Annotated in this window: 16 protein-coding genes; 11 read left to right on the top strand and 5 right to left on the bottom strand. The window is 54.8% G+C overall.

All coding sequences use genetic code 11. The annotated features are described in order from the left end of the window. Positions 1-124: 124 nt before the first annotated feature. From dnaK to ABQ298_08780, 8 genes are all read left to right on the top strand, one after another. Positions 125-2,077: a molecular chaperone DnaK gene (gene dnaK / locus ABQ298_08815; GenBank protein MEQ9824470.1), complete on the top strand. Its 1,953-nt coding sequence runs from the start codon at positions 125-127 to the stop codon at positions 2,075-2,077. Positions 2,078-2,410: 333 nt separating this feature from the next. Beyond that, positions 2,411-2,653, top strand: coding sequence for a hypothetical protein (locus ABQ298_08810; protein ID MEQ9824469.1), 243 nt, complete (start codon positions 2,411-2,413; stop codon positions 2,651-2,653). 33 nt (positions 2,654-2,686) lie between these two features. Beyond that, complete coding sequence (gene rsxC / locus ABQ298_08805) at positions 2,687-4,048, top strand: electron transport complex subunit RsxC (GenBank protein ID MEQ9824468.1); 1,362 nt, start codon at positions 2,687-2,689, stop codon at positions 4,046-4,048. A 42-nt stretch (positions 4,049-4,090) separates the two neighbouring features. After that, a complete protein-coding gene (locus ABQ298_08800) occupies positions 4,091-5,053 on the top strand; it encodes an RnfABCDGE type electron transport complex subunit D (protein ID MEQ9824467.1) in 963 nt (320 codons plus the stop codon). A gap of 54 nt (positions 5,054-5,107) precedes the next feature. Further along, complete coding sequence (locus ABQ298_08795; GenBank protein ID MEQ9824466.1) at positions 5,108-5,701, top strand: FMN-binding protein; 594 nt, start codon at positions 5,108-5,110, stop codon at positions 5,699-5,701. A 71-nt stretch (positions 5,702-5,772) separates the two neighbouring features. After that, positions 5,773-6,396 carry an electron transport complex subunit RsxE gene (gene rsxE, locus ABQ298_08790; GenBank protein MEQ9824465.1) on the top strand — a complete coding sequence of 208 codons (624 nt, stop codon included), beginning with the start codon at positions 5,773-5,775 and terminating at the stop codon, positions 6,394-6,396. A 37-nt stretch (positions 6,397-6,433) separates the two neighbouring features. Continuing rightward, positions 6,434-7,132 (top strand): Rnf-Nqr domain containing protein, encoded by a 699-nt coding sequence (locus ABQ298_08785; GenBank protein ID MEQ9824464.1) that lies wholly within the window; start codon positions 6,434-6,436, stop codon positions 7,130-7,132. A 33-nt stretch (positions 7,133-7,165) separates the two neighbouring features. Further along, positions 7,166-8,068, top strand: a complete 903-nt coding sequence (locus ABQ298_08780) for an RnfABCDGE type electron transport complex subunit B (protein ID MEQ9824463.1) — start codon at positions 7,166-7,168, stop codon at positions 8,066-8,068. A gap of 71 nt (positions 8,069-8,139) precedes the next feature. On the opposite strand, the gene ABQ298_08775 is transcribed toward ABQ298_08780, so the two are convergent. From ABQ298_08775 to ABQ298_08760, 4 genes are read right to left on the bottom strand one after another with little or no spacing between them, the layout of a single operon-like run. Beyond that, positions 8,140-9,591 carry a tetratricopeptide repeat-containing glycosyltransferase family protein gene (locus tag ABQ298_08775; protein MEQ9824462.1) on the bottom strand — a complete coding sequence of 484 codons (1,452 nt, stop codon included), beginning with the start codon at positions 9,589-9,591 and terminating at the stop codon, positions 8,140-8,142. Between the two features lie 14 nt (positions 9,592-9,605). After that, complete coding sequence (locus ABQ298_08770) at positions 9,606-10,601, bottom strand: KpsF/GutQ family sugar-phosphate isomerase (GenBank protein ID MEQ9824461.1); 996 nt, start codon at positions 10,599-10,601, stop codon at positions 9,606-9,608. 29 nt (positions 10,602-10,630) lie between these two features. Then, positions 10,631-11,089 (bottom strand): iron-sulfur cluster assembly scaffold protein, encoded by a 459-nt coding sequence (locus tag ABQ298_08765; GenBank protein ID MEQ9824460.1) that lies wholly within the window; start codon positions 11,087-11,089, stop codon positions 10,631-10,633. Positions 11,090-11,106: 17 nt separating this feature from the next. Then, positions 11,107-12,339, bottom strand: coding sequence for a cysteine desulfurase (locus ABQ298_08760; protein MEQ9824459.1), 1,233 nt, complete (start codon positions 12,337-12,339; stop codon positions 11,107-11,109). 231 nt (positions 12,340-12,570) lie between these two features. Between ABQ298_08760 and ABQ298_08755 the strand changes: the two genes are divergently transcribed. From ABQ298_08755 to ABQ298_08745, 3 genes are all read left to right on the top strand, one after another. Beyond that, positions 12,571-13,890 carry a spore photoproduct lyase family protein gene (locus ABQ298_08755; GenBank protein ID MEQ9824458.1) on the top strand — a complete coding sequence of 440 codons (1,320 nt, stop codon included), beginning with the start codon at positions 12,571-12,573 and terminating at the stop codon, positions 13,888-13,890. 256 nt (positions 13,891-14,146) lie between these two features. Continuing rightward, positions 14,147-15,349 carry a cytochrome c biogenesis protein ResB gene (locus tag ABQ298_08750; protein MEQ9824457.1) on the top strand — a complete coding sequence of 401 codons (1,203 nt, stop codon included), beginning with the start codon at positions 14,147-14,149 and terminating at the stop codon, positions 15,347-15,349. Between the two features lie 83 nt (positions 15,350-15,432). Continuing rightward, on the top strand, positions 15,433-16,620 hold the full coding sequence (locus tag ABQ298_08745) for an AraC family transcriptional regulator (GenBank protein MEQ9824456.1): 1,188 nt from the start codon (positions 15,433-15,435) through the stop codon (positions 16,618-16,620). Positions 16,621-16,676: 56 nt separating this feature from the next. Here the strand turns inward: ABQ298_08745 and ABQ298_08740 are convergent. Continuing rightward, on the bottom strand, positions 16,677-16,940 hold a 264-nt coding region (locus ABQ298_08740), incomplete at its 5' end, for a cytochrome C (GenBank protein MEQ9824455.1).

Raw genomic sequence — 16,940 nt, 5'->3', positions numbered from 1 at the left:
GCTTTGACTCACATTCATCCCCAAATGCGTCATCACCTCAATAGCAAGGAATCCTTAAAATACTGTCTATTAACAGTTTTCAGCATTTCAACAGGGTTGGCACAATACTTGCCAGAACACTCCCGTGAGCAAAATAATTGGTATAGATTTAGGAACAACAAACTCGTGTATGGCGGTCATGGAAGGCGGCGAGCCAGTCGTGATCCCAAACTCCGAAGGTGCACGGACCACACCGTCCATCGTTGCATTTTCCAAAAACGGCGAACGCCTCGTGGGTCAGGCAGCCAAACGGCAGGCAGTGACCAATCCTTCGAACACGATCTTTTCGGCCAAGCGCCTGATCGGACGCAAATTCACCGAGGTGCAGGAAGAGTCAAAATCCCTGCCGTACAAGATTGTTGAAGGAAAGAACGGCGATGCCTACATTGAATGTCAGGTAGGAGGAAAAACCGAGCAATTTGCCCCTGAGCAGATTTCCGCCATCCTGCTCGGCAAGCTCAAGGCCGATGCCGAGGCCTACCTCGGTGAAAAAGTCGACCGTGCAGTGATCACCGTGCCCGCGTATTTTAATGACGCACAGCGCCAGGCCACCAAGGATGCCGGAGCCATTGCCGGATTCAAGGTCGAACGCATCATCAACGAGCCCACCGCCGCTTCACTCGCGTATGGACTCGACAAAAAGTCGGAAAAAACCATTGCGGTTTATGACCTTGGAGGCGGAACCTATGACATCTCCGTACTCGAAATCGGTGACGGAGTATTTGAGGTGAAGGCAACCAATGGTGACACCCACCTCGGTGGTGACAACTGGGACAGCAAACTCATTGACTGGCTCATCGAAGACTTCAAGCGCGAGCAGGGCATCGACCTGCGCGGCGATCCCATGGCATTGCAGCGCCTGAAAGAAGAAGCCGAAAAAGCCAAAATCGCGCTTTCTTCTTCGCAGACTACCGACATCAACCTTCCGTTCATCACCGCCGATGCAAGCGGTCCGAAGCATTTGAATGTCAGCCTCTCCCGCGCCAAACTGGAGCAGATCTGCGACGATCTCTACAAGCGCACGATCAGTCCCTTTGAGTCCTGTCTCAAGGATGCCGGAATCACTGCTTCCAAAGTCGATGAGCTGGTACTCGTCGGAGGCATGACGCGCAGTCCGAAGATCGTTGAAGTTGCGAAGAGCCTGACCGGAAAAGATCCTCACAAGGGCGTCAATCCGGACGAAGTTGTCGCTATCGGCGCAGGGATTCAGGGAGCCGTGTTGACTGGTGATGTGCGCGATGTGCTGCTGCTCGATGTCACTCCACTGACACTGGGCATTGAAACTGCAGGTGGCGTTTCCACCCCAATGATCGAGCGCAATACCACGATCCCGACCAAGAAGAGTCAGATCTTCTCAACCTACGCAGACAATCAGACCGCCGTTGATGTGAAGGTGCTACAGGGCGAACGTCCGATGGCCAACGACAATAAGGTACTGGGAAATTTCCGTCTCGACGGCATCCCCACCGCACCACGCGGAGTACCACAGATTGAAGTGACCTTCGACATTGACGCCAACGGCATCCTGCACGTCACCGCCAAGGATCTGGGAACCGGAAAGGACCAGAAGATCACAATTACGGGTTCTTCAGGACTCAGTCAGGACGAGGTCGACAAGCTCAAGAAGGAAGCGGAACTGCACGCCGAAGAGGACCGCATCAAGAAGGAACTCATCGAGAACCGGAACGAACTCGACGGCATGGTGTACCAAACCGAAAAACAGCTTTCGGAAATCGGAGATAAATTCCCCGAGGACAAGAAAGTCCCGCTGACTGAAGCCCTCACCACCGCAAAGAAGGTGCTCGACAATGCAAATGCAAGTGCCGACGAACTCAAGGGCGCAAAGGAGAAACTCACCAGTCTGCTGCAGGAAATGGGGCAGGAACTCTATGCAGCTGCCCAAGCCGCCCAGGCAGGTGCAGCAGGTACTGAGGGAGCCGATACTCCTGCTGACAGCAGTGCCAAGTCCGAAAAGAAGGCTTCCGATGACACCGTCGTTGATGCTGACTTTGAGGTCGTGGACGACGATAAGAAATAATCCGGTAGTTCCACATCTACCCTACCACATTTTGCAACTGAGCCTCCGTGTGATCCACACGGGGGCTTTTTTTGCGTACCGCTTCTGGCTCAGTCAAAGAACGCCGCTGTTCCAATCCGATTCCATCGCCTCACACCCCTAACCCCAATATTAGAAAATGTAATGAAATTCAACAGATACGAAAGAGATTCTTCTTGTCATCAAAATTCCAAGCAGTTAGCATAATTTTGTTTCTACCACATAGAAGAATTTCTAATTCAGATTCTACTAATGCATGCATCACCCTTCCATTCCGGATCCACGTGTTCGGTCTGCCCCCAGACCGAGTGTCCCATGAGCGAAGGGCAATGCCCGGAACTGGCTGAAACCCAGCGCCCACTCAAGGGTGCACTATTCTCGCTGACTTGTGTGCTGGTTTTTATGCTGCCCCTTGCTCTCGCCATTCTGGCTTCAGTGCGCTTTGCCTCCAACCCTTCCCACGGACTGCTCGCGGGTTTGGCAGGATTTCTCATCGGTTCATTGCTCAGCAGAATCTGCACCCACTTGCTTTCCATCGAAGCTCGACGTTCCCATTGATTTTACCCACGCACACCACCCGACACACCACACATGAAGGCTGCAATTTCCCTGAAAAACCTTCCCAAGTTCACATTCCGAAAGGGTATACACCCCCCTGAATACAAGTCCTACGCGGAACATCAGGCCATTGAGGTGCTTCCCACTCCGGATACCGTGCGCATCCCACTCTTGCAGCACCTGGGAGCACCTGCAAAAGTAAGCATCGAACCCCGCGCCGCGGTGAAGGTTGGCGATATCATTGCAGAGTCGGGAGGATTCATCTCCACCAATCTTCACGCATCCGTGTCGGGCAAAACCGCACGCGAAGGCATCATCACGCTACCAAATGGTCGACGGGTTACCACCATTCCGATCAAGGCAGACCCTGAGCAGGAACTTGAGGGTGATGCCCTGAAGCAGGCATTTCTCGGTGGAGACTGGAACGTGAATCTCGACGAAATCGATGCCAGCTCCATTTCAAAAGCAGCACTGCAGGCAGGCATCGTCGGCATGGGTGGCGCCGCGTTCCCTTCCCATGTCAAGTTGATGCGCAACGACGACCGCCCGATCACGGATCTGATCATCAACGGTTGCGAATGCGAACCATTCCTCACTGCCGATCACCGGCTCATGCTCGAATCCCCGCAATCCATCCTTGCCGGTGCCCTCATCGCCCGGCATGCAACGGGAGCGACACGAATTTCGATCTGCATTGAAGACAACAAGCCGGATGCGATTCAAACCATGATTCATGCCATCGGAGATCGTGACATCGATGTGAAGATCATGCGTTCCAAATACCCGCAAGGCGGGGAGAAATCCCTCGTGATGGCAGCTCTGGGCAAGGCCATCCCCACGGGAGGTCTGCCGCTCGATGTAGGTGTCGTGGTGCTCAACGTCGGCACCGTTGCATCACTGGCCCGCATGGTGCTGCGAGGCATGCCGCTGACTCACCGCATTGTGACGGTGACGGGTCCGGGTGTTGTTCATCCCAAAAACCTTCTCGTGCCCATTGGGACCGATTTTGAAACCGTGCTGCAGTACTGCGGAGGTTTGAAAGAGGAAGCCGCACGCATCATCGCCGGAGGCCCCATGATGGGATTTTCCGTAACTGACCTCTCCACTCCCGTCACCAAGGGAACCAGCGGCATCACGGTGCTCACCGCAAAAGAGCTGAATGCCGCAGCCACGACCGCCTGCGTTCGCTGTGGACTCTGCGTCGATACATGTCCGCTTGATCTCGTTCCCACCAAACTGGCAATGGCCGCACGGTACAAGCACCTCGAAGTGCTGCAGCGCTACCATGTTGACGCCTGCATGGAGTGTGGCTGCTGCGCCTACCAATGTCCCGCCAACATTCCGCTGGTTCAACTCATCCGGGCGGGCAAAATTTACAATCGAACCCACAGCTGAACCAGCCCCACCACAGAGACACCATCGATTATCCGATTCTGCATGAACGTTTCCGTCGCATCTTCCCCCCACTTTTCCAACACGACCACCAGCACCCAGCGCATGATGATCGATGTCATGATTGCACTGATTCCTGTGGTGGCCCTGTCCCTGTGGGTCTTCCGCTGGCATGCCATCGTTCAAATCGGGCTGTGCATGCTCGTGTGTGCACTCACCGAATCGGCATGGAAAAAACTCTCCGGAAAGCCCGCTTCTATTGCTGATGCCTCGGGACTGCTCACCGGTTTGATCCTCGGATTATCGCTCCCCTGGAGTGCACCGCTGTATGTTCCCATCATCGCATCTTTCATGGCCATTGCCCTTGGCAAGATGGTCTTTGGCGGACTGGGTATGAATCTGTTCAATCCTGCCATGGTCGGTCGCGCATTTGTGATGCTGAGTTTTGCGGGTGCTCTGGGAGCCAGTGCCTATGTGTATCCGGATGCATCCAGCACCATCCTCACCCAGGCCACTCCTCTGACGCTCGCAAAAGAATCTGCGGGTGCCAGCATGCCGGGATTCTGGCCCCTGTTTCTGGGGACCACTAACGGTTCCATCGGGGAAACCAGCGCGCTCGCCATTCTGACCGGAGGTGCCTACCTGCTGGTGCGTCGCACTGCAGCTTGGCAGATTCCCGCTGGTGTTCTCGCCAGCTGCATCGTACTGGGGTTGATCTTTGAGTTCACCGGCATTTCCAATCTGAACGTCATTCAGCATCTTGCTTCGGGTTCCTTGCTCTTCGGTGCGTTCTTCATTGCAACCGACCCGGTATCAAGTCCGCTCGCCCCCAAAGGACGACTGATCTTTGGCCTGGGTGTCGGGACTCTGATCATGATCCTGCGCGTGTTCAGTTCCTATCCCGAGGGAGTCATGTTTGCCGTACTGCTCATGAACGCAGTCGTTCCCCTCATCAACCGATGGACCATTCCAACCCCCATCGGAGGACCCATCCCCGCAAAGCCGTGAAGCCGATCATACCTTTCTTTCAACCTACCCTTTCACAACGAGATCCCAAGAATCGTGAGCAACAAATTTTCCATTCACTATCTTTCCCAAGCCTGGCTGGTACTACTGCTGGCCATTCTCTACGGAGGCGGCCTTGCCTTTGTAAACAGCACGCTTTCCCCAAAAATTGCCGAGAACATCAAGAACGAAACCTACTCGTTGATCCCTTCACTCGTGGGCAACCCTGAAGCCTTCGAAGTAACGGAATTGCTCATGCCAATGGAAAACGGGGAGAACCGCACCCTCTACCAAGTCACGGGTCCGGAATCTCAAGGCATTGGCTGGGTACTACCTGCATCGGCACTCGGATTTGCAGACCGTATTCAGGTTCTGGTTGGAACCGACTACAACTGCAGCACCATCCTGAGTCTCCGCGTGATCGACCAGAAGGAAACGCCCGGACTGGGCAACCTGATCGTCGAACCCGCCTTTCACAGTCAATTTGACGGCAAATCCACTGACACTCCCATCCGCATTGTAAAATCCGCGCCTGCAAAGGCATCCGAAGTCACCGCCGTAACGGGTGCAACCATCTCCAGCGTGACGGTGGCCGACGCCGTCAACGAAGCCATCCGCCTGGCCAAACCCTTCATTGCATCACAGATTTGATGATTCATTCACCACTTTCATCGATGTTCACCATTTCACCCTTCGCGCCGATCCTTTGACACCCAGTTACCATGTCCACTAGCACACCCACTCCCATGGAACGCCTCATTCAGGGCATTCTTCCGGAAAACCCCGTCTATCGCGGACTGCTTGGACTCTGTCCAACCCTTGCTGTGACAAACAGTCTCAAGCCCGCCCTGACCATGGCAGCCGCAACTGCGTTTGTGCTGATCTGCGCCAACATTATGACCAGCCTTATCCGGCATCTGCTCAAGCCGCACCTGCGCATTCTGGTCTTTACGCTCACCATCGCAACCTTTGTCACCATTGCTGATAAAATTCTGGCTGCCTATTTGTATTCGATGAGCAAGCAGTTGGGTCCCTACGTGCCCCTCATCATTGTGAACTGTCTCATCATTTCCCGATGCGAAGCCTGTTCCTCCAAGCAGCCCCTGCTTCCCTCCATCATGGACGGAATTGGCATGAGTCTCGGCTTTGCGCTCGCCCTTGCCAGCATCGCGCTGGTGCGTGAAGTGCTTGGCATGGGAAGCATCTTTGGAATCCAGGTCCTGCCCTCCGCCTGGCCGGGATGGGGCATCCTCGTGCTGCCTCCGGGAGCCTTTCTGACGCTCGGCATGCTGCTGGGTCTGGTCAACTGGTGGACTCACCGTAAAAAAACGCACCATCCTGCCTGAACCCCTGATACTGCGCATCCAAACCCTTCACGCCACCATGGACACCTTGATTTCACTCGTATTGATTTTCATCGGAGCCGCACTGATCAACAACTTCGTGCTGCATTATTTCGTCGGGATCTGCCCATTTCTCGGAGTCTCGCGCAAGGTGGACATGGCCTTTGGAATGGGATGCGCCGTCACCTTTGTCATCTCGATTGCCTCGGCACTGAGCTGGGTGCTCACCTACTACATCCTTCGCCCCGGAGCACCGCTGGCAAACGGAATTTTTCACGCTCTCGGAGGTGCCCCTGAGGCAGACATCAACCTGTCCATCCTCAGCTACATTGCCTACATCTTTGTGATCGCCTCGAGTGTGCAGTTTGTGGAGATGTATGTTCGTAAATTCTTCCCTGCACTGCACAAGTCTTTCGGCATCTTCCTTCCCCTCATCACCACCAATTGTGCCATCCTCTTTGCCTGCCTCGAAATCATGAAGCAGCTGCAAAACCCCGCCAAACTCTGGGGTCTGCATGAAGCACTTGCGCTTGCCGTTGGTGGAGGCATTGGCTTTACCATCGCAATCGTCATCATGGGAGGGCTGCGCGAAGAACTCGAATTGTGTGACGTTCCCAAAGCACTCAAAGGACCTGGAATTGCCCTGCTCGTCGCCGGCATTCTGGCAATGGCATTCATGGGATTTACCGGAGTGGATCGCGGTGTTGCCGAAGCCCTTTACAGCATAACCACCCCCTGAACGATTCCTGCGACCCTAAAAATCAACGTTGTTATGGACACCACCCTTGTCACCATTCTCTTTGCCGCCGGTATTTTGCTGACGCTCGCCATTCTCATGGCCCTCATCCTTGGATGGGCCAATGTCGCCTTTCATGTCGAAACCGATCCAAAAGTCGAGGCCATCAACCAATCCCTTCCAGGTGCCAACTGCGGTGGGTGCGGATACGTCGGATGCCTCGAGTATGCCCAAGCGGTGGCAGACGGAAAGGCCGAACTCAATCTCTGCGGTCCCGGTGGCACCTCCTGTGCACAGGCAATTGCCGGGATCATGGGCACAACGCTCGATCAGACCTGGCCTTTTAAGGCCGTCGTGCACTGCGCGGCGACTCGCGAGCAACGCTTGAAGCAACAACCCTATTTTGGGGAACAGACCTGTGCCGCCGCAAATCTGGTACCCGGTGTGCAAGGTTGTACCTACGGATGTCTCGGTTATGGCGACTGTTTTGATGTCTGTGAATACAACGCCATCACGATGACCGATGGACTCGCCGTGATCGATCCGAAGCAGTGCACCGGATGTAAGGCCTGCGTCTCAGCCTGTCCTCGCGGCATCATCACGATGGTTCCGTTCAAAAATACCGAAGTGCTGGTAGTCGCCTGTTCCAACCGCGACAAAGGACCTTTGGTTAAGGAGGTCTGCACCATTGGCTGCATTGGTTGTTCCGCCTGCGCAAAACCTTCAGAAGGTCTGCTCAACATGGTGGACAACTTGCCCGTCGTGGACTACGACACCTACGACGGAACTTTTGGATTCGAGAAATCCATCGAAAAGTGCCCGCGCGAAAGTCTCGTGTTCATCGGCGAACCTTCCCAAAAACGCAAGGCCGATGGCCCGCCCGAACGCATTGAAGCCAACTTTGAAACCACCGTGGACAAAACGGAATGGTGGGGCTGAGGGAAAGAGCAGGGCAATCAACAAAAACTATCGCAACCCTCTCAGGTTCCATACCGGACTTCCGTTCCAGTTCACAACGCCTTTAGTGCATTTGCCACCGCTGTCACCACGCAGTCCCAATCTCCGGGAACCTGCTGGCGGAACAGCCGAACGGATTCGTACCAGCAGCTGCGATCACCCTCAAGTCCCCAGCGCCACTCTGGATAACGCTGCAGCAGTATCCAGCAGGGAACGCCCAGCGCTCCAGCCAGGTGTGCAAGCGCGGTATCGCTCGTGATCACCAGATCCAGTCCGCGCATCAGAGTCAGACTCTCCTCAAACGGAAGTCCCGACTCATCCAGTTGGGGTAAGACGTGAAAGTGGGGACACGCTTCACTCCATGCTTCGATTCCCTGTAATCCAACTCGACTCTGCAGCGAAAACCAGTGTATTCCCGGCATTGTCAGCAGAGGATGCAGTCGCTCAACTGAAAGCGAGCGCCCGCGATCTATGGCAGCACCGGGATTTCCCTGCCATGCGATTCCAATGCGCAGTGAAGGTGAAGGCACGGATTCGAGCAATGCCCGCGCCCGTTCAGCCTGCACATCGGGCCACTCGAGGTAGGCAGCAGACATACTGCATGCATTCATTCCCTCGGAGGCCAGGTGCATGAGGGAAAGCATCGGGATTTGAAAGTCCGTGTCCAGTTCAAGCGGTGCATCCAGCTGCTGCCGCTCGATCCACTCAATGCTGTTCAGGTGCGATTGCTGCCTGAGCAACCAGCAAACAGGTTTCTGAACCTCAACGATCACACCCTTCGCCCCCTGCTGCAACAGCCACGGGAGATAGCGCGCCATCATCAGCGTATCTCCCAGTCCCTGCTCCGCATAGACCAGCAACCGCTTTCCCCAAAGCGGTTCCCCCCTCCAGTGCGGTGCGGAGTTGCGCGCGCGCAAACGCTCATAACCCGGCAGCTCCAGGCGACTCTCATAGTACTGCAATCCCCGACTTCTGTCGCCACTTGCCAACAAAACACAAGCCAGATTGAACCGAGCCTGAGCAGGGTTGGGAAGTTTCTGCAAAATCGCTTCAAAACAGGAAGCCGCTCCGTTGTAGTCGCCCAGTCCGCGCAGGGCATTTCCCAGATTCCCCATCGCTTCCCAGCAATGTTCATCCAGCGCAAGGGCGCGTCGGGCAGCCTGCATTCCTGCTGAAAATTCACCACGCTCATTGAGCCAACGACTTCGGCTGACCCACGTGGGCAGATGATCTGGAAACAGCTGTGCGCCCAACTCCAATACCTGAAGCAGCACATCAACCTGCCGGTGCCGCTCGAGTAAGCCTCGCAGCGTTTCATAATAGTGAAGGTGCTGCGGTTGCAGCTTCCACGCCTGCATGCACGCAGATACGGCTTCCGAAAACGCACCTTGGCTCTCCGCCCAGGAGGCATGGTCGAACCAGGCCTGTGCCTGCACTTCGCTAGGCTTTCCCCGGAACTCAGCCGAATCGGGAGGACGAAGGGGTCTGTGTTCGGGTGAATCCATGAGCAGCGTTTAGTCTACACCAGCTGAATCGCAGGCAGGTCTTGCCCATCGATCAGCCCAATCGGACAACCAGCACTGTCCACCACGATTAAATCATTGATGCGATGGTGCTGAAAAATGCGGAGCGCCTCCACCGCCAATTGTCCGCTTTGCACCGTGATCGGCGACGCCGTCATGTACTGGCGTACCGGAACATCGAGTACCTGCTGCTCCCGCAGTGCCGCACGCCGAAAATCACCATCGCTGAAAACACCTGCAAGTTTTCCGCTGTCAGTTTCGACCAGCGCAATGATGCCACAGCGCGCCTTGCTGATCGAAAGAATGGCATCCCGGATCACACAATCAACGGGCAGCACTGCCATGCGGTCGCCCGTTCGCATGACTTCATCCACACGCAATAACAAGGAACGACCCAAATTTCCGGACGGGTGATATTTCGCAAAATCGTCCCTGCTCAGTCCGCGCATTTCCAAAAACACCATAGCCAGGGCATCCCCGAGGGCGAGCGCTGCGGTCGTGCTCGATGTTGGAGCGAGGTTCAACGGACAGGCCTCCTCCCCATACTGGTATGGTAGACAAAAATCACATTGGCGTGCCAGTTGGCTCTCCGGTTTCGACGTCAGCGCGATGGTTGTGACATCCATGCGTTTCAGGAAAGAATTCAGCACGATCAACTCCTCGGATTCTCCACTGTTGCTGAAAAGAAACGCGAGGTCCCCCGCATCGCAAAGTCCAAGATCCCCGTGCAACGCTTTGAGCGGGTCCAGATACACGGCAGTCACGCCCGTACTGTTGAAGGTCGCCCGGATTTTTTCGCAAATGGGTTCATTCTTGCCGACACCGGAGAAGATGAGTTTGTTCCGTCGACGGTAACTTTCGTGCACCTGCGACAATACCTGCTGAAATGAAGCGCCCAAGTGATCCCGGGTCAGGCAAACCGCCTGTGCTTCCATATCGAGATACGCCTTGCCACGGGCGATGACATCCAATCCTGCTTCACGTGCTTGCATGGGTCCAAATCTTCAAGCTAGGCACCCTCTCACAGTGCCGCAAGCGCATTCTCGGCGCAGGTCCATGCCAGTGATACGCAGAACTGCCGAGCCGCATTGGAACGGAACAACAACAGTGCCTCCAACTCAAGATTCCCCTGCATCGCTTCTGGCAGCATTGATGAAGCATCAAGAGGGGAGTTCGCATTCACCGGACTCCGAAGTGCGTTCAGAAATGCCTCAATCTGCACCCGCGCCTCCCCCACCTCAAGCCCCTGCAACTGTTCACAGAGCATCGAGGTGGATGCTACCGATGCCGCACAGCCCGAAGCATTGTGTTCCCATCGCAGCCGCCCCTCATCCAACTCAATCGCCCGCAAGATCACCTGGTCGCCGCAATGGGGATTTTGCAGTGTGAACACACCGGGATCGCTGATCGCCAAAGCTTGTTTGAATCGGGGGGAACGGAAGTGTTCAAGAATCAACTCCTGGTACAGTTCACGGTTCATACCTTCATGCAAGCTCCTCATCCCAACATGCGAACCGCTCGCTCCAGACTCTTCCCCAGTCGATCCAGTTCGTCGGGGTGATTATAAATCGAAAAGGATGCCCTTACGGTTCCCTGTATGCCCAGCCGATCCATCAGGGGTTGCGCACAGTGGTGCCCTGTTCGAACTGCGATTTTGTCCACGCTGAGAAACGAAGCGAGGTCACTTGCGTGAATTGCATCTGCCACAAACGACACAACTCCGAGTTGTGAATCGCTGCTCCCAACGCGTCGAAGTCCGGGAATTTGCTCTATCGTTTTTGACGCCTTTTCAAATAACAGGTGGTCGATTGCGCCAATCGTCTCAAATCCGAGCGACTGCACGTAGTCGATGGCAGCACCCAGACCAATGGCACCTGCGATGTGCGGGGTGCCAGCTTCAAACTTCGACGGCGGTTCGGCAAAGGTGGTTCCCTGCCATGACACCTTGCGAATCATGTCTCCCCCACCCTGATAGGGAGGGATGGCGGCAAGGACTTCACTGCGCGCCCAGAGAATTCCGATGCCTGTCGGAGCAAAGAGCTTGTGACCGGAAAAAACATATGCGTCGCACCCCAAAGACTGCACATCGACCGGAAAATGCGACACCGCCTGCGATCCATCCACAATGGTGAACACGCCGTTTGCAACCGCCGTGCGAACGAGATGCTCCACATCATTGCGAACCCCCAGCGCATTGGAAATGTGCACGATGCTCATGCATTTGACAGATCCCGCCTTGAGCTGTTTCTCGGCAACCTCCAGATCGAGTTCGCCCTGCTCATTCATCGGTATGGTCACGACGCGCGCACCCGTTGCCTGGGCCACCATCTGCCAAGGCACAATGTTGGCATGGTGTTCCATTTCCGACAGCAGGATTTCATCTCCCGGCTGCAGCTGTGTGCCACCCCAGGATGAGGCGAGCAGGTTCAGGGACTCCGTTGCTCCTTTGGTGAAAATGATCTCACTCTCACTACGTGCATTGAGAAATCCCGCAACCTTTGCACGAGCACCTTCGTAGGCCTGGGTTGCCCGCTCGCTCAATTCGTACAGCCCCCGATGGATGTTTGCATTGTAGCTGCTGTAAAATTCCACCAGCGCATCAATGACAACCTGCGGTTTCTGCGTCGTAGCAGCGTTGTCGAGGTACACCCATTGACTGGATGCATGCTGCGCAGAAAAAAATGGAAAATCCCTGCGAATACGTTCAATGGTCTGGATCAGATCTCTCATCAGCAATACGGTACAGCCTGACGACTTGTCGCGCAAATTCAACCCATTCCTCGCCTTCTCCCATACCACCGCCCATAACTTTCCACCTTCAACTTTCTACCTTTCACTTTCAACTTTCAACTTTCTACCTTCCACTTTCCACTATCTCACCCCTCAACGTCTCCGCTCGCTTGGGTGCTTGCCATTCGCACCGACCTGACTAGGGTGCCCCTCACAGCAATCACAACGTCCATGTCTCATTGTTCCCACAGTCCCGTCATTTCCAAAAGTCAGCAACTCTCGGAAAACCGTTTCTTCAACAATCTCGATCCACGCAATCGAGACTGTATTCTCGAACGTGCGGATTCACTGCACCTGTCCCATCAGGACTTGATGCAGGTAGTGGAATTCACGACCGACTTTGAGATGTGGGACGCAGGCTTGCTCGATGCACTCTGGGATATCAGCGGTGTGGAACACCTTTCACCTAAACAGCGTAAGCAGATGGTAATGCGGCGGTTGCGTGATCGCTGGCAACAGCTCAAATCCGATCTTCCGCACTACAACCCCGATGCTCGACCCCTGAAAACAAAGGGTCCCATCACCTTTAGCAAAAAAGACTCCGACGACAAAATACTGGGTCTGTGCCCCGTGTTTTCGGACAAGACCCGTTGCTGCAACCTGCAAACCCTGGATGCCGTGATGAACTGCGGTTTTGAATGCACCTACTGTTCAATCCAGTCGTTTTACCATGGCGAAGAAATTATTTTTCAGGGCAATTTCAGGGAAAAACTCGAACGCATCGAACTCGACCCGAATCGCTGCTATCACATTGGCACAGGTCAATCCTCCGATTCCCTGCTCTGGGGAAACAAGAACAACGTGTTGCAGGATCTCTTTTCGTGGGCGGAACGTCATCCCAATGTGATTCTTGAACTCAAGACAAAGTCCGCCAACACCCACTACCTTCTCGACAATCCCGTGCCGTCCAACGTCATCTGCACCTGGTCGATGAATGCCGACACCATCGTTCGCAATGAGGAACTGCGAACGGCCCCCCTTCAAGCCCGAATCTCCGCCGCACGGAAAATCGCAGACCGGGGCATTCTGGTGGGATTTCACCTGCATCCGATTGTCGCCTTCCAAGGTTGGGAAGTGGAATACCCTGCCCTGGTCAGGCAGCTCACGGACACTTTTCAATCCAGTGAAGTTGCTCTGGTATCGATGGGGACACTCACGTTCATCAAACCCGTTATGAAACAGCTTCGCGAGCGCAAGCAGAAGAGTAAGATCCTGCAGATGCCTTTTGAAGATGCAGCCGGAAAGACTTCATATCCAATCGAACTCAAGCAACAGTTTTTCAAGCGGGTCTACGATGCCTTTTCTCCCTGGCACAACGAGGTGTTCTTCTATCTTTGCATGGAAGATCCTTCACTGTGGCCAGCGGTCTTTGGTTTCGACTATGCCAACAACGCAGCCTTCGAATCCGCCATGAAATCCCACTACCTGCAAAAGGTGAATGCCGTTCGGGAACATCGGGGAGAAACGGCAGTGGTCCCCGCATTGCTGTGACGATTACGACTCGAGACCAATACCGTAGCGGGAGCTTACAGCACGCGCCATCCATGGCATCAAATCGCTGCAAACTTGTGGCTTTCTTTCCACTTACATCCATGACGCGAGCTGGAAGCTCCCTCTACTTTGTATGACCTCGAATCTGAGCGAGCTGGAAGCTCCCTCTACTTTGCCTATGAAAGGCACCTGAACCTCTGTATTGACCCGGACAAAGAATGCGCTAATCTGAGGCTCAAAATCTGTCAAAACAGGTTTGCCACCCCAAAACGTGTTGACGCATCATCCTGCATTTCGACTGGTTTCGTCACTGAAACTCACGACAGGGTTGTTATGCCTGTCGATGGCACTGCTGTTTTTCGCCAGCCTGGATATGGCCGAAATCGGAATCCCCCAGGCACAGGCACTCTACTTTCGCAATGTTGTAGCGATCTGGCATTATCCTGATCAGTGGCCTCTCGCACAATTCCTGTCCTGGATTGCACTTCCCATTCCAGGTGGGTATCTCTTGGGTCCGCTGCTGATCGCAAACCTGATCTGCTCCCACCTCCGCAGCTTTCGCCGCACAGTGGGACATGTGGGGCTCCTGCTCTTGCACGCAGGCATTCTCGGACTCATTGCCGGTCAGGCGATCACCGATCATGCCCAGCGGATTTACTTGATGGGGCTGGAGAAAAACACTGCCATCACCCATGCAATCAGCCCGCATCGGGACGAACTCGTCGTGATCAACTCGAGCCAACCGAAAAAAACGCAGGAGCTGCGCTTTCCAGACAAATCCCTGCGACCCGGTGCCACACTCAGCCATCCCGACCTCCCTTTTCAACTGAAGGTCCTCAACTTTCATGCCAACTCCATCCTTCAATCCCTCAACAGTTCCCCATCAGATTCTCAGCGAGCCAGTGCAACCCATGGGGTCGGTCGCAATCTTCAAGTGATCCCTCAGCCCCGTTCCACCCAATCCGGCATCAGCGAGCGCCACCTTGCTTCAGCGCAAATTGAAGCGATCACTTCGCACGGCAGTTTGGGAGTTTGGCTGGTCAACACTGCCTTTGAAGGACAAATCCCCGCTCAACCCGTTCCGGAAGAGGATTCACCTTTCGTGATCGAACTCCGGGTCGAGCGGCACATGCTTCCCTTTGCGCTCACACTGCTTCGCAACGAGCAAACCACCTACCCCGGAACCGATATCCCCAAAAGCATGACCAGCTGGATTCAACTCGACGACCCAAGGTCGGGAGCATCTTTTCAAACCACACTTTCCCCAAACCAACCTTTGCGTCATGCGGGTTACCACCTGTATCAGATTTCTCAATCCCGAGGCGAACCCCTGTTGCAGGTTGTGCGAAATCCCGCCCGACTCATGCCATACCTGTCGCTCACGCTGGTCATAGCAGGACTTTCGATTCTATTCGCATCGAAACTTTCCAGATTTTTGAAACATTCCTTTCACCCGTAATCAATGCCTTTGCAGCCCGCAAAATCCCAACCTTCGCCCACTGCGAACCCACCCCAATCGCCCCCATAACTCATTCCCAGCCTATGCCACAATCACTCAAGCAACTCCTCCAGGATCCGTTCCGCGATGGTCAACTCACGGTCGAAGTCTTTGAACTCATTCGCACGCAATACCGGTCAGCGACTGGCAAAAACCTCGTCTATACAGATACAGATGGGAACCTGATTCAGGGAATTCCCGACTGTGACGAATTCCCCTGCATCGAATCCTGCCGACAGGCGCGAAAACTCGCCATCGACAGTGCCCTTACACATCAATTTCCCTACCACACGCGCTGTCCGATTTCCTATTCCTTTTGGGCACTTCCCGTTCACCTGAACAATCACGTGATCGGTGCACTGATTTCGGTCGAAAGCAACACAGGGAACCCCTGCACGGCGCACACACCCGACAGGGAATCCGATGAATCCAATACACTGCTCGAACTGGCCGAACGGTTCAACATCATCAATCGTGCCCTGCTCGACCAGCAACGTCGCATCCTCGATCCCGAACTCCATCAGAAGCTGACCTCCCGCACACCAAACCAACCAAACCCCGACCTCTCCACACTCTGGACGCGCCAGGTGGTTCCGTTACTCCATTCCATCGCGAGTGAAGACATCGCCCTGGTTCGTCGCAAGCTGCATCTGCTCCTGCAGTGTCTGCAATCGTCCACGGATTACTCCCTCATCGAACTCAGGGGCTTTGCACTGGAACTGCTGGGGTCGGTGATTTCACATTGTCTCCGGGAAAACGGACATCGCCAATCCTGCTTCCGCTACCATTGCGAAACCGCCAACGCCATTTTGAAATGCGACGATGTCGACGGACTCTGTACGCTTCTTGAGGCAGAGCTGGGTGGCTTCCTCAATGCCCAGCGGCACCGCATCCGTTCCCATGACAAAACCACACTGATCAGCAAAGTCTACAGCTACATCGAAACCCACCTCAACCGCCCCATCAGCCGGGAACAGGTCGCACAGCATGTTGGCATCTCACCCAGTCGTCTCTCTCACATCCTGAAGGAGGAAGTGCACGAATCCTACTCCGAAATCCTCACTCGTTTCCGCCTCGAACATGCGCGAAAGTTGCTCATGCATTCCGACGAAGCAATTTCCTCAATTGCATCGGAAAGTGGCTACTTTGACCAGAGTCACTTCTCCAAGGCATTTCACAAACGTTACGGGGTCGCACCGCTCGAGTATCGCAAATACCAGCGGTCGCACTGAGCCGCAGTCGAGCAGTAATACGACTGACAATTCAACAGGACACCGCGACTCCAATGTCACTGCAGTGCTCCCGTGTGACAATCACTGCAGAGCAAGTCATCTGGAAGCCCATCCGGGTGCTCAAACGTCAACCCTGTAAGGTCAATTAACCCGGCTTGCACCGACTCTCCCTGCGCACGGATGAGGTGACAGGCATTGCACTCATGTTTTGCAACGGGGAGCGATGCCCCACTGTCTTCCGCAAGGTGGTGCCCATCATGGCATCGAAAACATCCCGGCCAGTCCTTGTGTCCGATGTGTTCGGGGTAGTGAGACCAGTC

The organism is Puniceicoccaceae bacterium (assembly GCA_040224245.1).
GTDB lineage: Bacteria > Verrucomicrobiota > Verrucomicrobiia > Opitutales > JAFGAQ01 > JAKSBQ01.
The sequence above is the reverse complement of the archived record's forward strand: the minus strand, read 5'-3'. Positions and strand labels throughout refer to the sequence as shown.